Consider the following 17,944-nt stretch of genomic DNA (forward strand, 5'->3'; position numbering starts at 1 on the left):
GACGAACGCGGAGAAGTGGGATACTCCCTCTCGCTGGATCGATATTACCTGACGAATTTCATCTGAGACGATCGCCCGGACTCAGACACTCGTCAGCATGAAGCCGCATCGCGCTGTCTTGTGTACCCTCGCCGCGGTGCTGGTGCTGTCGGGATGCACAGATATGCCAACGGCTGCGGTCGAAGCATCCCCCACACCAATCGCCGGGTGGCAGCAGCTACCCGACTTCCCGCTCACTCCGCGCACCGAACCGGTCGTCGCGTGGACCGGGCAAGAGTTCCTGGTCGTCGGCGGCGTTCCTGGTCCGCCGTGTCCTCCGACCGCTGACTGCATACTCCCGGAATTCGCCCACGATGGGGCCGCGTATGACCCGGCCACTGAGACCTGGACCGAACTCCCCGAAGCTCCGGTCGGCGTGGTCTCGTCATCCGCCGCTTTCGTAGACGGAACGCTCTTCATAACGGTCACAGAATCCTTAGAGCGCACCCGGCTGCTCTCGTACGACACGAAGACGTCGGTGTGGGCGACACAGGAACTGCCAGATGAGATGTGGCGAACGCTTGTCGCGGACGGCGACCGCCTTCTCGCCGCCGTTTTCTCAGATGAGAACGGCGCGGATGAGACCGGCGCGGGCGAAGATCTGATCCTGGACGTCGCTACCGGCGAGTGGGCCGCCCTCCCTGCAGATCCGCTCGGGCCTTCATTCGACCGGGTCATCACGCCGACGCCCGACGGACTCATTCTGACCGCGACGCCTCTCGTCGATAGTCCCGGTTCGGAAACGCCGGCATTGGTGACCGTGGCACGCTTCAACGAGCAGAGCCAAGAATGGACCCGCCTGCCCGACACGGAGCAGCGCAGCAGCGGCAGCGTCTGGATGCAAGCCGGCGAAGAACTCGTGACCGCGCAGCTCACCGGCACCGATGGCAGGTGGGGACGGACCTACCCATACGGAGGCATCCTCACGCTGTCGGACGGCACATGGTCACCTCTGGCGGATGCGCCGGAACCCGACTTGGGTGCGTGGCTCCGTCAGAGTACAGTCTCCGACCGCTTCGCGATCAGTGACGGGTACGTCTACGACCACGCGCTCCGAACGTGGACAGCGCTCGGGCGACCAACGGCAGCACCCACAGAGGCGGGGCCGGCCGTGTGGGCCGAGCACGCCCTGCTGGTGGTCGGCGGCGTCGACTGGACGCGACCCGGCGGGCACATCAGCGAGAAGGCCTGGATCTACCGGCCGCCCACCTCATCAGAAGATTTCTGAGACGATGAGGCATCCTCCGACACTTCATGATGAGAGACGCTGAAGGGAACCGGATGCCTGAACGGTCTGAAGACCAGAATTTGGCGGCACGCGCCGCGTCAGGTGATGAGAGCGCCTTCCGCGCTCTGTACCGCGCGCACGTTCGTCCGGTCTACTGGATCGCCCACGGCATCCTGAGTTCCCCCGCGGATGCCGAGGACATTACTCAGGAGACATTCGTGGTCGCCTGGCGCAAGCTTCCGGGGCTCGAACTGGTCGGCGAATCGCTGTTGCCATGGCTTGCGACCATCTGTCGCTTCCAGGCAGCAAATCGGCTTCGTCAGCGCCGGCGTGAGCAGGCGCACACAACGGATGCTGCAGACGACACCCTCGCCGACACGGTGAGCGTCGAAGACCAGGTGATCACCGCCGCGCTTGCCGAAAGGATCGCCGAGGAGATCGGCACCCTGAGCGAGTTGGATCAGGAGATTTTCCGGCTCTGCGCCACCGAGGGGTACGCGTATCAGGCCGCGGCCGATGAGCTCGCGGTGAGTCACGCCGTCGTCCGCAATCGTCTCTCGCGAGTGCGCACGCAATTGCGAAGCGCTGTTGAGGAAGTGAGAGACGCATGAACGATCAGACCGCTGGGGCGACCCTCGAGTTGCCGGAGCTATCCCAAGCGAGCATCGACAGGATCGAGGGTGCGGTGTTCTCGCAGATCGAGCTGGATCGGGCGCCTGCCGTGGGGCCGCTCCCGACACACCAGAAGAAGCGCCGTCGTCGCAGGTGGCTGACCGGGCTCGGCGTTGCCGCGGCGTTCGCCGCAGGGATTCTGGTAACCCCTCCGTTGCTGAGCATCACAGGCGGCACGGCCTCCGGAGGAGGAGACTCGTCCGCGGTCTCTGCGGGTGATGCAGTTGGCGAATCGTCTCGCGTGTCAGACATGGCCGTGCCGGAGAGCGCATCAATGGACTCCGCTGCAACAGACGTCTCATCTGCGAACGCCGACCGCGAGATCATTGCCAATGGCCAGGCAACGGTTCAGGTCGACGATATCGAAGCAGCCGCGGACGCGATCTCTACGATTGCAGAGGAGAAGGGCGGGTATGTCGAGAGCACGGACATCTCGGCAGATCCCCTGAGCTCTGATACGAGCATGCCGGAGCAACCACGCACGGGGTATGGCTGGATCAGTGTTCGCGTACCATCTGCCGACCTCACCGTGGTGATCGACGCCCTCGGCGACACTGGCACGGTAGTTCGGTCATCCATCTCAAAGCAGGACGTCACGTCCACAGCGATCGATCTGCGTGCCCGTGTAGAAGCGACCAGTGCATCGGTCACGCGACTGACTGAGTTGATGTCGCAATCGGGCAGCGTCTCCGAACTGATCGAAGCTGAAGTCGCGCTGACCGATCGGCAGGCCCAGCTCGAGTCGTACACGCAGCAGCTCGCCGCGTTGGAGGACCAGATCGCGATGTCTTCGCTGCAGGTCGAACTCACGAAGCAGACTTCGGCCAGCACGCCTGAACCGGATGGATTCGCCGATGGCCTGCTCGCAGGGTGGAACGGACTGATCGTGTCACTGAACGCCCTGGTAATCGCGTTCGGATTCATGCTCCCCTGGCTCGTGATCGGCGGTGCGGTCTTCCTCGTCATCTGGCTGATTCGCCGCCGTCGACGGAGCGCATCAGCATCCAAAATCTCTTGATTTTCCGGGGTATACAAGAAGTCTTGTGAAGATAGCGATCCGCGCTTAGCGTGGGTGGCATGGAAGAGATCGAGGCGATCACCGCCGTCCACCATCCGGTGCGCAGACGGATCGTCGACTACCTCGGGTTGTACGGTGCGAGCCAGGTGACCACGTTGGCTCGTACCCTCGACCAACAGGTCGGCAGCATCAGCCATCATCTGCGGATGCTCGAGCGCGCTGGCATCGTCGAGCGAGCTGACGACCCGACGGGCGATCGACGTACGAGTTGGTGGCGGCCGGCGCGACGCGGCTTCAGCTGGTCGGTCGACGACTTCGCCGACTCCCCCGCAGATGCGATGCTCGCCCGCGGTGCGGAACGCGTCAATATCAACACGCAGCTCGGCAGGCTGCAAGCGTGGCGGCGTCGCATTGATCCTGCGCAGGAGTGGCGCCGCGCCGCGTTCAGCACCGATTCACTCACCTGGGCCACGTCTGAAGAACTCGCCACGCTGTCGACGAGGCTGGGCGAGACAATAGATCTCTGGCGCGATGAAATCGACACCTCCGACGGCGCCGAGCGCCAGCCGGTGTTCGTGTTCGCCCACGGATTCCCGACGACTCCATGAGCACCATCGAACCCACTCTGCTTCGCGAGCCGCCCCGGTTCTCTCGAGACACGGCGGTGCATGCCTGGATTGTCGTCAAGGCGCTCTCGGATGCCGGCGATGCGATCTGGACGATCGCGCTGGCCTGGACTGCCGTGCAGATAACCTCACCGGCGATCGCAGGGCTCATCGTCGCGGCAGGAACGATCCCCCGCGCCGTCATCCTTTTGTTCGGCGGCGTGCTCGCCGACCGCGCAAACGCCCGACATGTGATGATCGTGTTCAACGTCCTGCGCGTGGGTGTGTTGGTGTTCGTCGCCTTATGGACGTTGGCTTCCCCGCCGTCGGTCTTGGTGCTCATGCTCGCAGCCATCGCTTTCGGCGCATGCGACGCGTTCTATGAGCCATCGGCCGCCACGATCGGTCGGCAGCTCGTGCGCACGAGCGACTTGCCGTCCTACAGCGCCGTCATGCAGACTGCGACCCGCCTGGGCACGATGGGTGGTGCCGCGATTGGTGGATTCCTTGTCGCCTTCACGGGCCTCAGTGGCAGCGCGTCGATTAACGCCCTGACGTTCACGCTCGTCATCGCGTTCATCGCGATCTGGTTGCGTCCCCGCTTCGCGCTGCCCCGCGCACCGCGAGAGTCTGTGCTCCGCGGCATCCAACACGGTTTCACTCACCTGAGGGATGCCCCGACCACACGCACGCTCGTGATCGCACTGTCGGGTCTGAACCTTGCGGTCGGTCCTGCGGTCGGAATCGGTATCGCGCTGCGTGCGTTCGACGAGGGGTGGGGTGCGGGAGCCGTCGGACTCTTCGAAGCTCTTATCGGCCTTGGCGCGGCGCTTGGCGCGATCTCCGTGGCACGTTGGCGTCCGAAACACGAAGCTCTCGGTGGATTCTGGGCCCTCGTGGTGCAGGGCGTGGGAATCGTGCTGGTCGGCGTCGGCCCCGCGTGGCTCACCGGTGCGGGGTGCTTCGTGATCGGCTTGACCGCGGGCTTCGCATCGGTTCTGCTGGGCGCGACGTTCGCCGCGACGATCGACGCCGCGTACCTCGGGCGAATGAGTTCGATCACGCGGCTCGGGGACGATGTGCTGATGCCGATCGCGATGGCTGCGTTCGGTGCCCTGGCGTCCGTCACCGCGACCTGGGTGCCATTCGTGGTGTTCGGCGCTGGCCTCGTGATCATGATGTCATTCCCACTGCGCAACCGTCAGTTCCGCACGATGACGCTGCGCGCCGCGTAGCGTTCCCCTTTCCGGTCGCAGTTTGTGCGCGTATTTCACCCGTTTAGCGACACAAACCGCGACGGGGAACACAACCGGCGACGGCGCTAGTCGGAGCTCGGCCGCTGGCGCTGACGCTTCGTGGCCGAACGCTGTTCCTTTGCGGCCAAGCGTCGCCGATCCGAACCCTTGGTCGGCTTCGTCGCACGACGGCGCGCTGGCGCCGGTGCGAGACCTACCCTGACGAGCTCGGCGAGTTTGGCCAGAGCGATCTCGCGATTGCGCAGCTGAGAGCGCTGCTCCGAAGCAGTCACGGAAATTGTCCCTGATATCAGGCGTCGAGCGAGCCGAGTGAGCAGCAGGATCTGCTGGGCATCGGAGAGCACAGCAGAGTCCGCAACGCTCCAGCGCAGCTCGACGCGACTGTCTGAGGTGTTGACGTGCTGCCCGCCGGGCCCCGAAGACCGGGAGAACCGCCAGTCAAGTTCCGACGCCGGAATCGTGAGAGCGGGTGAAATCTCCAGATCCATCCATCAAGCATGCCGGAGATTTGGATCTATGACCTGGACACCGGCCGATCTGCGGAGCGGGTCACACGCACGTGGATGCTCTTCATCAGCGGCTGATCGCTCTGCGCGCTGTAATCGGCGTTCCCAATCAGAACGTTCATCTCGGGCATATAGCCCGCGGCGCTTCCTTGCGGGGTGTTGTAAGCCACCGCCCGGTATTGCCGAAGTGAGCGCTCTGTGCCGTCCTTCGACGTGGAGACGATATCGACGAAGTCCCCCTGCTCGATTCCTCGATCTCTCATGTCTGATTCGTTCAGGAAGATGAGCTCGCGCAGATTCTTCACCCCGCGGTAGCGGTCGTTGTTGGCGTAGATGGTGGTGTTCCACTGGTCGTGTGAGCGCATGGTCTGCAGCACCAGCATGTCGTCGGCGGCGGGCCGCACATCGTGCAGCGCCGGTGCGGAGAAATCTGCCTTGCCGGAAGCCGTACGAAAGTCGAGCTCGCGGGCCGGTTGCGGGATGCGGAACCCGTTCGGGTGAGTGATGAGCTCATTGAAGCCCTCGAATCCAGGCAGAACCTGCGCCATCACATCGCGGATGAGGCTGTAGTCGCCGACGTACGACTCCCATGGGGTCGCGCTATCTGGCATTGTTGCCCGCGCCATCCTTGCGATGATGTCTGGTTCGGAGAGGAGATGTTCGGAGGCTGGCTTCTTCTTGCCGACCGAGAGGTGGACCATGCTCATGGCGTCCTCGACGGTCTGGCCTTGGAGTCCGGCCACTTGCTCATCGCGCTCCGTACGTCCAAGGCACGGGAGAATGAGCGCCTTTTGGCCGTGCACGAGGTGACTGCGGTTGAGCTTCGTGCTCACCTGAACGGTGAGAGCACACTGACTCAGCGCCTCTGCGGTGTACGTCGTGTCTGGTGCTGCCAGCACGAAGTTACCGCCCAGACTGACGAATACCTTCACCGCGCCTTCGTGCATGCGATGGATGCTGGCGACGGTATCCAGTCCTGGTTTCCGCGGAGACGTGATCCCGCACACCTCGTCCAGACGATCCAGGAGCGCCGCCGGGGAGTGATGATTGATCCCGCACGTACGGTTCCCCTGCACGTTGCTGTGCCCGCGCACTGGCGCGGGCCCCGCTCCTGGACGGCCGATGTTGCCCCGCAGCAGCAGCACATTCATGAACTCGCGGACCATGTCGACGGCGTGCTCCTGCTGACTCACTCCGAGGCACCAGCTGATGATCGTTCTGTCGGCTTTGAGGTAGATCGCGCCCGCCGCTCTGATCTGCTCCTCGGTGAGTCCCGATTGTTGCACCAGCTCGGGCCACCCGGTCGCCTCGACGACGGCACGGTACTCTTCGATCCCCTGGGTATGACGTTCGATGAACGCGGTGTCGAGCGCACTCGGGTCGGTCTCGGCCGCTTCGAAGACAACCTTCGCGATGCCGCGCATCAGCGCCATGTCACCGCCGATGCGCACCTGAAGGTCGAGGGTGCCGGTCTCATGGGTCTTGAACAGCGCCATGTCGACAAAGTCGTGTGGCACGGTCGTGCGAGTGGATGCCGCCTCGATCAGCGGATTGACGTGCACGACCTGCGCGCCATTTTTCACTGCGTCCGACAGCGCCGTCAGCATTCGGGGCGCATTCGAGGCGGCGTTCACCCCGAGGAGGAACAGCGCATCCGTCTGTTCCCAGTCCTCGACGGTGGTGGTCCCCTTGCCAGAGCCGATGGATGCCGTCAGCGCCCGACCGGATGCCTCATGGCACATGTTCGAGCAATCCGGCATGTTATTCGTGCCGTACTCGCGGATCATCAGCTGATAAAGGAAGGACGATTCGTTGCTGAGCCGTCCCGACGTGTAGAACGTGGCCTCATCCGGGCTGGCCAGGGCTCGCAATTCCGCCCCGATGAGCGCGAAGGCGTCATCCCAGCTGATCGGCGCATAACGGTCGGTCTCAGGGTCGTAGACCATCGGCTCGGTGAGGCGACCAGCGTTCTCCAGGTCAAAGTCGGACCACTGAGCAAGCTCCGTGACGGTGTGCTGTGAGAAGAAGCCGCTCCCGACGCGCTTGTGCGTCATCTCCCAGGTGACATGCTTCATGCCGTTCTCACAGATGTCGAGCTTCAGCCCCTTCTGATCGTCGGGCCACGCGCACCCTGGACAGTCGAAACCTTTAATGGGGTGGTTCATCGTGAACATCGCCCGCGCACCGCTCACCGGCGCTTTCGACTTCAGAAGAAGCTCGCCGACCGAGAGCGCCGCACCCCAGGCAGCGGCGGGGTGATCGTAGTCCTGCTGCGACCATGGCCGAGCGGTCATTGGTCCGTATCCGCCCTGCCGGGGTTCCGCGGGCATCAGCCCGAGTGCCACTCCGGATTTCGCGTCAACGTCTTTTGATTCATCGTCCAGACTGGTCATATCCTGTCCCTTCGGCGATCAGCGCGCGATCATCGGATGCCGTTGTACTCACCCTCACGCGGTGAGCGTGGGCATAAACGTTCATGGACCGACCGCGGAGAAATCCCACCAGCGTCAGACCCGACTTCTCGGCGAGCTCCGCCGCAAGCGACGACGGCGCAGAGACAGCGGCGAGAACGGGAAGGCCTGCCATCACCGCCTTCTGTACGAGCTCGAAGCTGGCACGACCGGACACCTGCAGCACAGTTCCCCTCAGTGGCAGTCGGTCGTTCAGCAACGCCCATCCGATGACCTTGTCAACGGCGTTGTGTCGGCCAACGTCTTCGCGGAGCACCAGGAGCGTGCCGGTGCCGGCGTCGAAGAGCGCCGCTGCGTGCAGCCCACCGGTCTTGTCGAACGCGTCCTGCTTCTCACGCAACCGCGCAGGGTAGGTGACGAGGTCTGCGGCGTCGACGACAGCGTCGTCCACCGCGACGTCGTAGCGCGACACTGTCTCCACAGCATCGATGCTGGCTTTGCCGCACACGCCACAAGAACTACTCGTGTAGAAGGCGCGAGCGACGTCCGGGGCGGGCGGGGGCACGCCGGGAGCGAGGGTGACGTCCAAGACGTTGTAGGTGTTCTCGGTCCCTCCGGTACCAGGCCCTCCGCAATGTATAGCGGAGTGGAATTCCCAGCCTTCGCCGATCACACCCTCCGAGACGAGGAATCCGGCGGCGAGTTCGACATCGTTGCCCGGTGTGCGCATGGTCACGGCCAACGCGGTGCCGCCAACGCGGATCTCCAGCGGCTCCTCAACGGCGAGCGTGTCGGCGCGACGGTGCACACCGTCGTCCAGCGCGATCTTCGTCACCGACCGCCTCGTCGTGATCCGGCCCATGCGTTTGAGCGTAGCCCAGTCGTGCGGGTTGGATCCTGCCTGATCGGGTAGGCATAAACGGTTCGAGGGTAGGTAGCGCGAACAGCCGCACCTGGGACAGGCTGAAGAAGCGGAGATCTCCGCCCGAGAGGAAGGACGAAGATGTCTGGAAACAGAGCGGTCGCCTACGAGGGACCCGGCGTCGTGAAGGTGATCGATACGGATTACCCCGACTTCGAACTCCATGACGGCCCAGGCGTGAACCCGGCGAACGTCGGCAGGAAGATCCCGCACGGTGTCATCCTTCGCACCGTCGCGACCAACATCTGCGGTTCCGATCAGCACATGGTGCGTGGGCGGACGGGGCTTGTTCTCGGCCATGAGATCACCGGCGAGGTAACGACCTTAGTTCCGCCAGTCGGGTGACACCGCGACGCGCCGACATCGTGGTCGACCGGGTCAGTACGTGCCGTAGCCGCGATGGAACGCAGCGATGTCGTCATCACTGTGCGGAAGCTGCTTCAAGAAATCGCCGCACGCGATGTTGATCGCCGTCGCCCGCTCCCACGCCTGCCAGAGGTCAAGGTCAACCAGGTAGGGCAGCCCGTTGTGGATGATGATGTTCTGCGCGAGCCAATCGTCGGGGAAGAAGACGTGCCCATGGCGCGGCGTCTCGTACGTGTCCGACGCGAGTGTCGCTTCGTGTATCTCGCGCAGCAACCCTCCAACAGCCTCCGCATCGCTCGCACGGGTCGGACGGTCAGGCTTGAGATAGACGACGATGACCGCGTGTGAGTCGCCGACCTCGATGACATCGTTGATTAACGGCTGCTCGCACCGAACTCCTGCGGCAGCGAGCACACCGAGATCGTGAAGGTAGTTGTAGCGCGTGGGCTCGTATCCGACCTTGACCACGAACGTGCGCTTGTCGCTCCAGATGTCGCTCGTGTCGTGCAGGTTGACCAGAGTAGCTTCCGGTGTGATCTCATGCGCCCGCAGTGCAGCGATAATCTTGGCCTTGATCGTCATCCTTCCATCCTGCCAATCGGCGACCGCCTATCGAGACCATGCAATCGCGGGGGACGAGTCACCCCTCACTCTGTTCACACACGTCACCCCCTCGATAAGGTTTTGGCATGACTTCCCCGAACCGCCACTCCATCGACGATCCGAATTGCTCATTCCTCTACCCGTCGTACCTCAAAGACGCGCAATCAGTCATCGACTACTACGAGGACATTGAGATCGACGATGCGACCGTGTCGAAGTTCATCGACGCCTACGGTGCCGCGCGCGCCGAGTGGGCAGATAGCCATATGACAGTCTTTGACGCCGACCTCAAGTTCAAGTACAACGGAGACGCGGCGCACTGGAAAGAGTTCGGTCAGATGGAGGTCGATCACCCGACGTTCGTCAACCCGGTCTTTGCTCGCGACATCCCCCGCGCTGTGCCGATGGCTCGTATCGCCGACTGGGGCCTCCATGACGAGGACGAGAGGGAAAAGGTTCTCGCTCACCGTATCCCGCTCGCGAACGGACAGGAACAGTCGGTTGAGGCTTTCAATAAGCGCTACCTCGTGGGGCAGTACGAAGCCGATCTGATCTAAGCAGCTTGGGGTTCTACGCCCCAGAAAGTGTCCGTGGCAAGCGATCGCGCTTCTGCCACGGACATTTTGTTTGCCCCGGCGATCTGGTTCCAGCTACGACCCGCGCGGCGCTCACCGACGAGTCGGACGCCCGATTCACCACACGTTCGGCGGATAGTATGAAACAGCCTCCGCGTCGATACCTGCGTCGTCGAGTCGTGTCTGGAGCCCCTGCGCAGCACCCTTGCGATTGAGCGCTTTCTCCGGGACGAACACCCGCACGAACGGTGGGTCATCCGGCGGCACCGAAGTCGCGTGCCGGAGCCAACTCAGGAACGAGGTACGGCGCGTGCATCGCTCATCGACGACGACCACGACCAGTTCATCATCGAACTCGGAGGGGTCGAGTACCCAGAGGTCAGCACGAGAACCATCGTCCGGATTGATCGCGGTCTCGTCAGGAACCCCACCGAACGCGAGTTCCTGGTCATGCCCGAAGAGCACACCACAGGAGAACAGAATGGGCTTGTTTGGGGTGCCGCCCAGCAGAGCGCAGGCCGGTGACCGCTTGTGTTTGACCATCATGAAGCCACGCTACCCGCACGCCGCTTCGCTCTGAGGGTCGTCGTCTCGATACCCTGATCGACGCCGTGACGCCGTGACGCCGCACGACGTTGCCCGTGGGTGGGCCTTCCGTTTGCTCTGGCTTCTGCTTCTGCGTAGGGCAGCTATGCCTTCTTCTTCTTCTTCTTCGAGGTCGCGTACTGCTCGCCCTTGTAGTTCATCCCCGCGACAACGAAGACGATGATGAAGAACACAAGACCGGCGAGCGTCGGGAACCAGTTCGGCAGTGCGCCGGGAATCCAGAAGGTCACCGTCATGTCGCGGACGATGAATCCAGCGTACACCGTATCCAGAGCAGAAGCCCGAGCACCGATCGGCTTGCGATCCCTGCCCAGAGTGAAAACGCCGCCGCCGCGACAAGCAGTAACGCTTGTGCCCAGAAGGCGATCTGCTCGCCGCTCAGAAGCGCCGCTCGTGCCGCCTCAGCAACAGCGTTGGCGCCGAGAGCGATCGCCGCAAAGATTGCTCCCACCGCGAGCCCGACGAAAGCGAGCACAAGAATTAGTCCCCAGAGAAATTTCATGGTCGGAGGTTGGCAGCGCGGGCACTTCTGCCATACCCACGCTTTCGCGCCGCCAAAGCGAAGAGCCGGGTGGAGCCTGACTCTCGAACGCCGACCTGCGGCGCGAGATGGTGCAGGACGGTGAACTGGAGAGCGTGCGGGTTCCCTACCGCGGGCGCATGGTCACGCGGATCGCTGAGTGAGGTCAGCCCGCTTTGCTCGATAGCTCAGCGATGAACTCGGCGAGCGTTGGATAGTCGTCTGCGTAGACCGGGAACGACAGCCCTGACTCTGGCTTCAACTCACCCTTGCGCGCGCCTCGGAGGTAGAGTTCCTGCCCGTACTGCGTTCGTGAGACATCCACATCATCAGCGAACTGTCGAGCACTCGTCGCGTACAACGTCATCGTCGGACGCGGCAGCCTGATCTCCCCCTCGACGAGAGCCGCTCGCTGCACATCTGTTGCGTGCGCGAGGATGAACACCGCAATCCGACCTTCGCCCTCAGCAAGGTCGGCATACGTGCGAGCGTCGGCTCCCGGCTTCGCCCAGTGGATGGCTGCCCGTGCCTTCGATGTGCACTTGACCTGGACATCGAGCCGGAGGTCACCGCGATCCGCATAGCCGTCCCGGAACTTGCTGCCCCCTCCTCGCATGTCCACGGTGAACCCGAGAGCGAATAGAGCGTCCGCCGCCACGATCTCGCCGTAAAGCCCGGTGGGCACCTTGGGCAGTTGTAGCGTCGGGGCGGGTATCTGTGGTCTCGGCATCGAGGTCAGTCCTTTCGTTCCGCTCACGTTATCGCGCACTTCGCCCGAGTGGCTGCCGCTACATCTGCGGTGCGGGCGTGACACGAGCCCGCCGTCGTCGAAGCGGAAGTCGCAGAAGAGCGCGACGTTGCCCTCGGTCTGCACAGTGAAGGGCACTCGTGGGTGCATGGCGACACGGATTGTCGGGTATGGTTCAGCGCGCCTCTGCGGCGTCGGTGGCGCAGCGGGTCTAATCCTTCGTCCCCGCCGGATAGCGCTTTGAGAAGCACGCTTCCAGGCGCTTGATGTGTTTCAGCGAGTTGTATCGGCGTATCGTCGCGACCTGCTCTGCGGGCATGGGATTCGCGGCAGTTGCGTGTGCGCTTGCCAGCATCAGCTTCTGGATGCCCTCGTAGAGATCGTCCTGCACAAGACCCTCGAAGTTGCTTGAGTCCAGCGGCAACATCACACCGTTCGAGGCTTGCCCCCCTCCCAGCGGTTTGATGGTGTTCACGAACGTACTTAAGTGCTTATCCGCAGTGACGAAGACAACAGGCTCAGGCACGCGCCCCCACAGCGGTGTAGCGACTGCGAGGCGGGTGTATGTGAGGTCGAAGCTCGTGTTCCAGGCAGCGTCCAAAGTTTGCGAGAGTCCCGCTTCGTTCTGGAGCTTCATGATGTTGAGCGCAAGCTCTCGCCCGGCGTTCGTCCCCGCGATCAGAAGAATCGCGAGCATCATCTCCCTCGATCCTCGGCAGCGCGTCTCTACCGCAACGCGCTCCACGGAGCGCAGCGCCCTCATCGGAATCGGGTCGCTGAGATGCGCCCAGTACGCCTGCAAAACCAAGGCGTATGACGGTAGGAGGAAGTTCTCGACCACAACACCGAAGAGGCCTTCCGTCTGCTTCTGCCGCTCACCTTCGAGATCGACGCTGACTGGTTCTACATCTTCGCCCGCTGCCCAACGCCGCAGGGAGTCTCTGTTCTCGTTGAGGAGAGACAGCGCATGTGCGGAGCGCCGGTGGAAGTTTGAGTAGTCAGTCTCGCGGAACTCTCGCCTGATGTCCCCCTCGGCTGCACCCAAGCCTGCCATCGCCAGAACTTCAGAGTCCCCAAGGCGATCAAGGAGACCGGCGATCCGTTCGCGGACAGCCTCATCTCGAAACGCTGAGCCACGCCTCGCTATCGAGTCGAGGTGAGCCGTGGCATTCGCGTCCAGCAGGACTGACCCGATCTGACCTGAGCCCTTCGGGAAGTAGGTGTACTGATATGTCAAGCGTTGCTCCGTCCGGGCATCGTCGCGCTCTCTCCGAGTCTATTCGCGCCGCCCGCCGGTTGCTCAGATGGGGAAGCGCCTATCCCCTGGGATGATGCTTCCTAGAAACGAAGGAACCAACGGGATTCATTCACGTTTCACAATCCCCCGGAACCACGTCAACACAACCGCCAGCACAGGGCTCGTGTCCAAAACGGGTCCAAAGGAAGAGATCGACCACTTCACGTTCACTCGGTAGGCAAAAGAGAAAGCCCCCGATCCCTGTATTTCAAGGGAATCGGAGGCTTCTCACTGTTGTGACCCCAGCGGGATTCGAACCCGCGTTACCGCCGTGAGAGGGCAGCGTACTAGGCCGCTATACGATGGGGCCAGTCTTACGGGGCGTTTCCGTCCCGCGACAACTGTACAAGTATGCCATGAGATTTTCTGCTCCGCCAAATCGAGGCACAGGGGGACAGTATCCCGGGCGCGTCATCCTGAGAAGCAGTTTGCCGGACGGCTCTCGAAGGAGTTGACTCTCCCTATGCGCGTAACAAAGCACGAACATGCCGCCCTCCGTATCGATGAGAGCGGCGACACACTGATCATCGATCCAGGATCATTTACCACGCCGCTCGACGACCTCTCGAATGTGGTGGGCGTTGTGATCACTCACGAGCACCCAGACCACTGGACGCCCGAGCATCTCGACCGCATCCTCCGCGCTGCCCCCGGCACCCCGATTTTCGCCCCGGCCGGTGTCGCTGCAGCGGCCGGTGACTACGAGATCATCGTGGTCTCCCCCGGCGACACCGTCACGGTCGGTCGATTCACTCTGCGCTTCTTCGGCGGCGACCACGCTGTGATCCATTCATCACTGCCCTCGGTCCAAAACGTGGGAGTTCTCATCAACGACGAGCTCTACTACCCCGGTGATTCCTACGCCATTCCCGAGGACGTCGACGTCGACGCGCTGGCTGCTCCCCTGGGGGCGCCCTGGCTGAAGATTGGCGAGGCGATGGACTTCGTACTCGCAGTGAAGCCCCGTCGCGCCTTCGGCGTGCATGACATGACCCTCTCGGTGATCGGACGCAACATGCACCGTTCTCGGTTGAAGTGGGCGACCGAACAGAATGGCGGAGAGTTCTTCGAGGTCGATCCTGGCGAGTCGCTCGACCTCTAATCATGGTCGATTCCCCCGCTGCTGAGCGCCTACTAGATGAGGCCGGAGTGCGGCTGCTGCTCGCGCAAGACGCGCCGGACCTCGCTTCCTTTCCCCTGCAGCTCGTCAGCGAGGGCTGGGACAACGCCACCTGGCGGCTCGGCGATGAACTCGCGGTACGCGTCCCGCGTCGCGCATTGGCTGCGCCCTTGATCACGCATGAGCATCAGGCCCTCGCGCTGCTCGGTCCCCGGCTTGCTGCAGTGGGCGTCGATACGCCGGTCCCGGTCGTCCACGGGCGGCCGACGGACGACTTCCCGTGGCCGTGGTCGGTCGTGCCGTGGATCACGGGGATGCACGCGCTGGGGAGGGCGCGAGTGGACAATTCCAGTTGGATTCCGTCTCTGGCCCAAGCTTTGCGCGCACTGCACCAGCCTGCCCCCTTGGACGCGCCGCATAACCCTGTCCGTGGCATCCCGCTTGTCGGACGCGACCAACGAATGCGGGTGCTCCTCGCCCAGCTGCCAGCACACACCGCACAGCCACTGGAGGGTGCCTGGACCGCCGGCCTCGCCGTACCCGAAAGCGCTGAGAGAGTGTGGGTCCACGGCGATCTGCACACCGGCAACATTCTTGTCGACGGAACCCGGCTATCTGCCATCATCGACTTCGGCGACGTCTCGGCAGGCGACCCGGCCTACGATCTCGCTGTCGCGTGGATGGCATTTGATGCGGACGGGCGAATCTCGTTCCGCCGTGCCGTCGGCGACCGGTACGACGATGCAACGTGGACCCGGGCGCGCGCCTGGTCTGCTTCAGTCGCTGCCATTCTGCTCACCCAGAGCGACGACCGCACCGATTTTCTCGCGCTTGGTCGCAGCACCGCCGCCGAGATCACGGCTGAGATAGCCGCCGAGATCACCTGAGCGCCGTTACTGCGCCGCTCGCACTCGCAGGTCGCGAGCGAGGTGGTCACGCTGCTCGATCACGAGACGGCGCAGCGCGGCGGGCGCGTTCTCGTTGGCGACGAGCCATGCGTCGACCAGCTCGAGATCATCGGATGCCGGGAACAGCCCGATCACGAGGCGTCTGGCGAGCTCGATGCTGCGGTCATTCCATGCAGCGGCAATACGTGTGAAGTATTCCGCATCGAGCCCGGCGATGAGGTCTCGCCGGCCGCCGCCGCGCACTCCATCAATGATGGCGCTGAGGTGGTCGTTGCTGAGTGAGCGATCCTCCCATGCTCGGTACCAGGAGGTCACTCGAATGGTCTCGACCGGGCGTGCGGCTAGAGCGCGCACCGCCGCCGTGCGGCCGCTCGCCGTGTCATCGCGTTCCAGTTCGGCTTCGACCGTGTCGTGAGATGCGTGTCCGGTGGTCGTCAGTGCGGTCAGTAGTGACCAGCGCAGGTCAGGGTCAACTGTCAGCCCCTCCGGCGCGTCGCCGTCGAGCATCGTGAGCACCCGATCCGCGTGCGATCCGTCATATGCGGATGCCGCAGCGAAGGCCCGCGCCCAAGACAGCTGCGCGTCACTGCCACCGACTGCAGTCGTGAGCGCGTTCCACGTTGTGGTCAGCCACGCCGCGCGCTGCTCGGCACGGTCAGCGTCGACTGCATAGTGCCCCACGGCATAGGCCGCATTCGCCAGCACGCCGGCGAGCAGACCGATGTTCTCCTCCGCGGGCGCGTGCGCGCCCACGATGGCCAGATAGCGGGCAACAGGTAGCGCGCCGTCACGTGTGGCGTTCCACAACGACGACCAGACCAGAGCACGCGGGAGGGGTTCGAGCGTCGACAACGCCTGCTCGACCGAGGCAAGCGATCGCTGATCAAGTCGCGACTTGGCATAGGTGAGGTCATCGTCATTGATCAGTACGATATCCGCATCAGGCAGTTGCACTGGCGTTCGCTCCGCGGCGACGTCGAGTTCGATCCGCTCACGCAGCGAAAGCTGACCCTCCACAAAGTCATATAGGCCGATCCGAAGCCGATGCGGACGCGGATCCGTCTGCACCAGCGTCCGCTCGCCGGCACCGTCGGTCTCCAGCCACATCGTCGAGACGCCACTCGTCTCCAGCCATGCCTTCGACCACGCCCGCAAATCGCGACCAGAAGCCTCCTCGAGCTGTATCAGCAGGTCGTCGAGCGTCGTGTTTCCATAGGCGTGAGCTGCGAAGTAGCGCCGCGCTCCCTCGAAGAACTGTTCCTCACCGACGAAGGCGACCAACTGTTTGAGCACCGAGGCACCCTTGGCGTAGGTGATGCCATCGAAGTTCAACTTCGCAGCTTCCAAATCAGTGATGTCAGCGACGATCGGATGCGTCGTCGGCAGCTGATCCTGCTGATACGCCCATGCCTTGCGGTTGGCGGCGAAGCGCACCCAGGCATCAGTGAAGCGGGTGGCCGCGACCGATGCGTGTGCGCCCATGTAGTCAGCGAACGATTCCTTGAGCCAGAGGTCGTCCCACCAACGCATTGTGACGAGGTCTCCGAACCACATGTGAGCCATCTCATGCAGGATCGTGTTGGCGCGACCTCCACGCTGTGCGTCGGTCGCTGCACCGCGGGACAGGTACGCCTCAGTGAAAGTCACCAGCCCCGGGTTCTCCATCGCACCAAGGTTGTACTCCGGCACGAAGATCTGGTCGTATTTACCCCAGGGGTAGGGGAAATCGAACGCGTCCGTGAAGAAGTCCAGGCCCTGACGTGTGACCTCGATGATCTCGTCTTCCTCAAGGAACTTCGCCAAGGACGGACGACACAGCACCCCGAGCGCCACACTTTGCTCACCGCGAGTCCAGGTCGCATCCACTCGGTGATAGGGCCCCGCGGCAACCACGGTGATGTAGCTCGACAGTGGCAGCGTCGGTGCGAACTCCACTGTCTGGGCGCTGCCCTCGTCATGTACCGAGACCGAGTTCTGGTTTGACAGCACGTGCCAGCCGCCGGGCGCACGCACGAAGAACGTGAACGCCGCCTTCATGTCTGGCTGCTCGAAGCACGCCATGACGCGCCGCGAGTCAGCCGGCTCGTACTGCGTGTAGAGGTACGTCTCACCGTCGACGGGGTCGACGAAACGGTGCAGACCTTCACCGGATCGGCTGTAGAGACCGATCGCCTCGACCACGACGGTGTTGGATGCTGCGAGTCCTGTGACGGCGATGCGCGCGCCGTCGTAGACGACGGGCTGTTCGGTGCCATTGACCGTGACTCTGTTCACGGATTCGCCGATGAAGTCGATCCATGTGCCTGAGACGGTGGCGTCGAATACCAGCGTTGTGGTGGTGCCGAAGCCTGGCTTCTCCTGATTCGGCGCGTCGAGAAGATCAAGTTCGACACGAATGGTGTGCACGGTGACGGCCGCAGATCGTGCGGCAGTCTCTTCCCTGGTCAGGTTCGCAGAGCTCATTGATCCATCGTTTCATGTGTCAAAGCGATAACTGTCAGCAAGAAGCGACAAGTTTGGGCTAGACTGGAGCGACACATTCAC

General features: G+C 63.2%; 18 protein-coding genes, 1 tRNA gene and 1 pseudogene. 9 read left to right on the top strand and 11 right to left on the bottom strand.

From position 1 onward, the window contains the following. Positions 1–97: 97 nt before the first annotated feature. From AC1C2Q_RS00685 to AC1C2Q_RS00705, 5 genes are read left to right on the top strand one after another with little or no spacing between them, the layout of a single operon-like run. A complete protein-coding gene (locus tag AC1C2Q_RS00685) occupies positions 98–1,267 on the top strand; it encodes a Kelch repeat-containing protein (RefSeq protein WP_495448621.1) in 1,170 nt (389 codons plus the stop codon). 53 nt (positions 1,268–1,320) lie between these two features. Further along, entirely contained in the window at positions 1,321–1,878 is a 558-nt protein-coding gene (locus tag AC1C2Q_RS00690; RefSeq protein WP_495448622.1) for an RNA polymerase sigma factor, read from the top strand. Next, positions 1,875–2,957 carry a DUF4349 domain-containing protein gene (locus AC1C2Q_RS00695; RefSeq protein WP_495448623.1) on the top strand — a complete coding sequence of 361 codons (1,083 nt, stop codon included), beginning with the start codon at positions 1,875–1,877 and terminating at the stop codon, positions 2,955–2,957. Before AC1C2Q_RS00690 ends, AC1C2Q_RS00695 begins: the two co-directional genes overlap by 4 nt. Before the next feature lie 59 nt (positions 2,958–3,016). Next, entirely contained in the window at positions 3,017–3,565 is a 549-nt protein-coding gene (locus AC1C2Q_RS00700) for an ArsR/SmtB family transcription factor (RefSeq protein WP_495448624.1), read from the top strand. Next, entirely contained in the window at positions 3,562–4,797 is a 1,236-nt protein-coding gene (locus AC1C2Q_RS00705) for an MFS transporter (protein WP_495448625.1), read from the top strand. Before AC1C2Q_RS00700 ends, AC1C2Q_RS00705 begins: the two co-directional genes overlap by 4 nt. 86 nt (positions 4,798–4,883) lie before the next feature. Here the strand turns inward: AC1C2Q_RS00705 and arfB are convergent, their stop codons facing one another. From arfB to fdhD, 3 genes are read right to left on the bottom strand one after another with little or no spacing between them, the layout of a single operon-like run. After that, complete coding sequence (arfB, locus tag AC1C2Q_RS00710; protein ID WP_495448626.1) at positions 4,884–5,306, bottom strand: alternative ribosome rescue aminoacyl-tRNA hydrolase ArfB; 423 nt, start codon at positions 5,304–5,306, stop codon at positions 4,884–4,886. A gap of 26 nt (positions 5,307–5,332) precedes the next feature. Beyond that, a complete protein-coding gene (locus tag AC1C2Q_RS00715) occupies positions 5,333–7,717 on the bottom strand; it encodes an FdhF/YdeP family oxidoreductase (protein WP_495448627.1) in 2,385 nt (794 codons plus the stop codon). Then, on the bottom strand, positions 7,698–8,597 hold the full coding sequence (gene fdhD / locus AC1C2Q_RS00720) for a formate dehydrogenase accessory sulfurtransferase FdhD (RefSeq protein WP_495429147.1): 900 nt from the start codon (positions 8,595–8,597) through the stop codon (positions 7,698–7,700). The genes AC1C2Q_RS00715 and fdhD overlap by 20 nt, the downstream gene beginning before the upstream one ends. A gap of 141 nt (positions 8,598–8,738) precedes the next feature. Here fdhD and AC1C2Q_RS00725 point away from each other — a divergent pair. Beyond that, a pseudogene (locus AC1C2Q_RS00725) lies at positions 8,739–8,996 on the top strand (alcohol dehydrogenase catalytic domain-containing protein); the annotation flags it as partial. A gap of 39 nt (positions 8,997–9,035) precedes the next feature. On the opposite strand, the gene AC1C2Q_RS00730 reads toward AC1C2Q_RS00725, so the two are convergent. Beyond that, entirely contained in the window at positions 9,036–9,605 is a 570-nt protein-coding gene (locus tag AC1C2Q_RS00730) for a hypothetical protein (RefSeq protein ID WP_495448628.1), read from the bottom strand. 107 nt (positions 9,606–9,712) lie between these two features. Between AC1C2Q_RS00730 and AC1C2Q_RS00735 the strand changes: the two genes are divergently transcribed. Then, a complete protein-coding gene (locus AC1C2Q_RS00735) occupies positions 9,713–10,183 on the top strand; it encodes a hypothetical protein (RefSeq protein ID WP_495448629.1) in 471 nt (156 codons plus the stop codon). Positions 10,184–10,318: 135 nt separating this feature from the next. Here the strand turns inward: AC1C2Q_RS00735 and AC1C2Q_RS00740 are convergent, their stop codons facing one another. From AC1C2Q_RS00740 to AC1C2Q_RS00765, 6 genes are all read right to left on the bottom strand, one after another. Then, positions 10,319–10,747 carry a hypothetical protein gene (locus AC1C2Q_RS00740; RefSeq protein WP_495448630.1) on the bottom strand — a complete coding sequence of 143 codons (429 nt, stop codon included), beginning with the start codon at positions 10,745–10,747 and terminating at the stop codon, positions 10,319–10,321. A gap of 143 nt (positions 10,748–10,890) precedes the next feature. Next, positions 10,891–11,043: a hypothetical protein gene (locus AC1C2Q_RS00745; protein ID WP_495448631.1), complete on the bottom strand. Its 153-nt coding sequence runs from the start codon at positions 11,041–11,043 to the stop codon at positions 10,891–10,893. Further along, entirely contained in the window at positions 11,040–11,309 is a 270-nt protein-coding gene (locus AC1C2Q_RS00750; protein ID WP_495448632.1) for a hypothetical protein, read from the bottom strand. Before AC1C2Q_RS00750 ends, AC1C2Q_RS00745 begins: the two co-directional genes overlap by 4 nt. A 184-nt stretch (positions 11,310–11,493) precedes the next feature. Beyond that, positions 11,494–12,213 carry a hypothetical protein gene (locus tag AC1C2Q_RS00755; protein ID WP_495448633.1) on the bottom strand — a complete coding sequence of 240 codons (720 nt, stop codon included), beginning with the start codon at positions 12,211–12,213 and terminating at the stop codon, positions 11,494–11,496. A gap of 73 nt (positions 12,214–12,286) precedes the next feature. Then, complete coding sequence (locus AC1C2Q_RS00760; protein WP_495448634.1) at positions 12,287–13,312, bottom strand: hypothetical protein; 1,026 nt, start codon at positions 13,310–13,312, stop codon at positions 12,287–12,289. A 297-nt stretch (positions 13,313–13,609) separates the two neighbouring features. Beyond that, positions 13,610–13,682, bottom strand: a tRNA-Glu gene (locus AC1C2Q_RS00765). Positions 13,683–13,835: 153 nt separating this feature from the next. Here AC1C2Q_RS00765 and AC1C2Q_RS00770 point away from each other — a divergent pair. Then, positions 13,836–14,474 (top strand): MBL fold metallo-hydrolase, encoded by a 639-nt coding sequence (locus tag AC1C2Q_RS00770; RefSeq protein ID WP_495429151.1) that lies wholly within the window; start codon positions 13,836–13,838, stop codon positions 14,472–14,474. Positions 14,475–14,476: 2 nt separating this feature from the next. Further along, on the top strand, positions 14,477–15,379 hold the full coding sequence (locus AC1C2Q_RS00775; RefSeq protein ID WP_495448635.1) for an aminoglycoside phosphotransferase family protein: 903 nt from the start codon (positions 14,477–14,479) through the stop codon (positions 15,377–15,379). Between the two features lie 6 nt (positions 15,380–15,385). Here AC1C2Q_RS00775 and pepN read toward each other — a convergent pair whose 3' ends face one another. Beyond that, positions 15,386–17,863, bottom strand: coding sequence for an aminopeptidase N (gene pepN, locus AC1C2Q_RS00780; RefSeq protein ID WP_495448636.1), 2,478 nt, complete (start codon positions 17,861–17,863; stop codon positions 15,386–15,388). Positions 17,864–17,944: the final 81 nt, after the last annotated feature.

The sequence above is a fragment of the Microbacterium sp. Y356 genome, assembly GCF_059445355.1.

What these genes read in the sequence shown, in the direction of transcription:
- AC1C2Q_RS00685 (WP_495448621.1), top strand. Translation starts at nt 98, where the DNA reads ATGAAGCCGCATCGCGCTGTCTTGTGTACCCTCGCCGCGGTGCTGGTG.
- AC1C2Q_RS00690 (WP_495448622.1), top strand. Translation starts at nt 1,321, where the DNA reads ATGCCTGAACGGTCTGAAGACCAGAATTTGGCGGCACGCGCCGCGTCA.
- AC1C2Q_RS00695 (WP_495448623.1), top strand. Translation starts at nt 1,875, where the DNA reads ATGAACGATCAGACCGCTGGGGCGACCCTCGAGTTGCCGGAGCTATCC.
- AC1C2Q_RS00700 (WP_495448624.1), top strand. Translation starts at nt 3,017, where the DNA reads ATGGAAGAGATCGAGGCGATCACCGCCGTCCACCATCCGGTGCGCAGA.
- AC1C2Q_RS00705 (WP_495448625.1), top strand. Translation starts at nt 3,562, where the DNA reads ATGAGCACCATCGAACCCACTCTGCTTCGCGAGCCGCCCCGGTTCTCT.
- arfB (WP_495448626.1), bottom strand. Translation starts at nt 5,306, where the DNA reads ATGGATCTGGAGATTTCACCCGCTCTCACGATTCCGGCGTCGGAACTT.
- AC1C2Q_RS00715 (WP_495448627.1), bottom strand. Translation starts at nt 7,717, where the DNA reads ATGACCAGTCTGGACGATGAATCAAAAGACGTTGACGCGAAATCCGGA.
- fdhD (WP_495429147.1), bottom strand. Translation starts at nt 8,597, where the DNA reads ATGGGCCGGATCACGACGAGGCGGTCGGTGACGAAGATCGCGCTGGAC.
- AC1C2Q_RS00730 (WP_495448628.1), bottom strand. Translation starts at nt 9,605, where the DNA reads ATGACGATCAAGGCCAAGATTATCGCTGCACTGCGGGCGCATGAGATC.
- AC1C2Q_RS00735 (WP_495448629.1), top strand. Translation starts at nt 9,713, where the DNA reads ATGACTTCCCCGAACCGCCACTCCATCGACGATCCGAATTGCTCATTC.
- AC1C2Q_RS00740 (WP_495448630.1), bottom strand. Translation starts at nt 10,747, where the DNA reads ATGATGGTCAAACACAAGCGGTCACCGGCCTGCGCTCTGCTGGGCGGC.
- AC1C2Q_RS00745 (WP_495448631.1), bottom strand. Translation starts at nt 11,043, where the DNA reads ATGACGGTGACCTTCTGGATTCCCGGCGCACTGCCGAACTGGTTCCCG.
- AC1C2Q_RS00750 (WP_495448632.1), bottom strand. Translation starts at nt 11,309, where the DNA reads ATGAAATTTCTCTGGGGACTAATTCTTGTGCTCGCTTTCGTCGGGCTC.
- AC1C2Q_RS00770 (WP_495429151.1), top strand. Translation starts at nt 13,836, where the DNA reads ATGCGCGTAACAAAGCACGAACATGCCGCCCTCCGTATCGATGAGAGC.
- AC1C2Q_RS00775 (WP_495448635.1), top strand. Translation starts at nt 14,477, where the DNA reads ATGGTCGATTCCCCCGCTGCTGAGCGCCTACTAGATGAGGCCGGAGTG.
- pepN (WP_495448636.1), bottom strand. Translation starts at nt 17,863, where the DNA reads ATGAGCTCTGCGAACCTGACCAGGGAAGAGACTGCCGCACGATCTGCG.